General features: G+C 46.2%; 3 protein-coding genes. 2 read left to right on the top strand and 1 reads right to left on the bottom strand.

Annotated elements, in window-relative coordinates; all coding sequences use genetic code 11:
* Nucleotides 1–235 precede the first annotated feature (235 nt).
* Both RDP42_RS12495 and RDP42_RS12490 read left to right on the top strand, forming a co-directional pair.
* Nucleotides 236–1,162: a magnesium transporter CorA family protein gene (locus tag RDP42_RS12495; protein ID WP_308763957.1), complete on the top strand. Its 927-nt coding sequence runs from the start codon at nucleotides 236–238 to the stop codon at nucleotides 1,160–1,162.
* 6 nt (nucleotides 1,163–1,168) lie between these two features.
* Nucleotides 1,169–1,603 (top strand): hypothetical protein, encoded by a 435-nt coding sequence (locus RDP42_RS12490; RefSeq protein ID WP_308763956.1) that lies wholly within the window; start codon nucleotides 1,169–1,171, stop codon nucleotides 1,601–1,603.
* A 158-nt stretch (nucleotides 1,604–1,761) separates the two neighbouring features.
* Here RDP42_RS12490 and RDP42_RS12485 read toward each other — a convergent pair.
* A partial coding sequence (locus tag RDP42_RS12485; protein ID WP_308763955.1) for a hypothetical protein occupies nucleotides 1,762–1,968 on the bottom strand: 207 nt, incomplete at its 5' end.

Below are 1,968 nucleotides of genomic sequence, written 5' to 3'. Positions count from 1 at the left end.
GAGCATCTGACTGTTAATCAGAGGGTCGTTGGTTCAAGTCCAACCTGAAGAGCTTGAGAGTTCGTTTACCAAAAACGAACTTTTTTTATACCCTAAAACGAAACAATATGGACGATTCTTACTCGCGAACGTATTATTATTATTTTAACCACTTCCTGAAGGAGTGTCGTGAGTAGATTGTAGCTTACTCTGAAGATGCTCCTCCGGGCTTAAAACGAAGGAAAGGAGCAGAAACATGAGAAAGTATCTTTTTTGTGAAGCAGGTTTCGTAGAAAAAACGAGCTGGCAGCCCAACTGCTGGATTAATGTGGAATGTCCCGATGAGTCGGATTTCCGCTTCCTGCAAGATGAATTGAAAGTTCCCCGATCTTTCTTGAACGATATCGCCGATACGGACGAAAGGCCGCGTACAGATACGGAAGGCAACTGGCTGCTGACCATCTTGCGTATCCCCATGCAGACACCCGATTCGAAGGTGCCGTATGTCACAGTGCCCATCGGCATCATCACGAACAATGAACTGGTGATTTCGGTGTGCTACTACTCTACGGAGATGCTGCCCGACTTCATTGAACATACACAGCGCAAGGGCATCAACGTGCCCAACAAATATGAACTGATTCTGCGGCTGATTTACTCTTCGGCCGTGTGGTTCCTGAAATACCTGAAACAGATTAACAATGAGGTGAACTGTGCGGAAAAGGAACTGGAGCGAAGCATCCGTAACGAGGACTTGCTCCGGTTGATGAACCTGCAGAAGAGTCTGGTGTACTTTAACACGTCCATCCGTGGCAATGAGGTCATGATAGGCAAGCTGCAGAACATTTTCAATGAACAGGATTACCAGAACGCAGAACTGACCGACGACGTGCTCATCGAGCTGAAACAGGCTCACAACCAGGTGAACATCTACAGCGACATTCTCACAGGCACGATGGATGCCTTCGCGTCCATCATTTCCAACAACGTGAACACCATCATGAAACGCATGACCAGTCTCTCCATCATCCTGATGGTGCCTACGCTGATTGCCAGTTTCTACGGTATGAACGTGGATATTCACATCGAAGGCTTGCCCCATGCATTTGCCCTGATTGTCTGCTTTTCGATTCTCTTATCGGCAGCCGCATTCGTCATTTTCCGAAAAATCAAATGGTTCTAAGCTAAGATGAAGTACGGAGTTTCTTCCAATACCCTGTTGGTGACGGCTGGCGTGGTGTGGCTGGTGGCAGGCCTCAACATTCTGCAAATTGGCCTCTCCTGCTGGATTACGGACACGCACTACTGGCTCCTGAAGGTCTGTGAGGCCAGTCTGGTGTTCCTGCTGTTCTTCTGCATGGTTTTCCACAAGCTCTACCGCAAGCATACGCAGCGTATCACTTCGGGAAAGCGGGAAAGGCATTGTCCCTTCTCTTTCTTTGATGTGAAGGGGTGGATTGTCATGGCATTCATGATTGGGATGGGCGTCACCATCCGCAAGGCACATTTGTTGCCGGAAAGTTTCATCGCCGTATTCTATACCGGACTCTCTCTGGCACTCATTGCCACCGGAGGGCGTTTTATCCGGCTCTTCTGGAAAAGAAAACGGCTGAAATCATCCTAAAGAGGAACAGTCTCAAACGATACAATCGTACAGATGGAAACTTTAAAAACAAGAATCTCCTTCTTTAGCCTTGGCTTTCTAAACCTGAAGGCAAAAGAAGGAGATTTTTTATACAACAACTTATTGTTGGACTGTAAAACAGCTTATAAAGCCATTGCTCATCTGAACAATCGTACAATCAAATCGAAATTCGTATCCCGATAAGTCGCTTCCCAAGGAGTAGTATCTTGCGGATTATAGCGACTCTTCAATAATTCAGAGGCCTTTGCGGCATCTCCCTGATAAACCGCCTCACACCATTGAGCTAATTTAACGTGAGTTCGATATAAGAATAAATATAATTTATTGAAAAATAGGAACATAGC

This window comes from uncultured Bacteroides sp. (assembly GCF_902472605.1).
Taxonomy (GTDB): domain Bacteria; phylum Bacteroidota; class Bacteroidia; order Bacteroidales; family Bacteroidaceae; genus Phocaeicola.
Note: the sequence above shows the minus strand (reverse complement) of the source record. Positions and strands in the feature narration are given on the sequence as shown.

What these genes read in the sequence shown, in the direction of transcription:
- RDP42_RS12490 (WP_308763956.1), top strand. Translation starts at nt 1,169, where the DNA reads ATGAAGTACGGAGTTTCTTCCAATACCCTGTTGGTGACGGCTGGCGTG.
- RDP42_RS12495 (WP_308763957.1), top strand. Translation starts at nt 236, where the DNA reads ATGAGAAAGTATCTTTTTTGTGAAGCAGGTTTCGTAGAAAAAACGAGC.